At 59.4% G+C, this 239-nt stretch carries 1 protein-coding gene; it reads right to left on the reverse strand.

What is annotated here, in order from left to right:
* The coding region (locus tag QP968_RS11250) for a ParA family protein (RefSeq protein ID WP_284856476.1) at window positions 1–239 on the reverse strand (239 nt) is incomplete at both ends.

Below are 239 nucleotides of genomic sequence, written 5' to 3' on the forward strand. Positions count from 1 at the left end.
GCTTCGTGCGGCCGTCGTACATGGTCAAGAGGACGGCGCTGATGTGCAGGTTTTTGTTGAGGTTCTCGCGGATCATCGAGATGTTGTTGAGCAGCTGGCCTACGCCCTCGAGCGCGTAGTATTCGCACTGGATCGGGATGAGGACCTCATCCACCGCGGTCATCGCGTTGATGGTGAGCAGGCCAAGGGAGGGCGGGCAGTCGATAAACACGTAGTCGAAGCCCTGTTCGGCCAGGAAG

The organism is Corynebacterium sp. MSK041 (genome assembly GCF_030232265.1).
Classification (GTDB): domain Bacteria; phylum Actinomycetota; class Actinomycetes; order Mycobacteriales; family Mycobacteriaceae; genus Corynebacterium.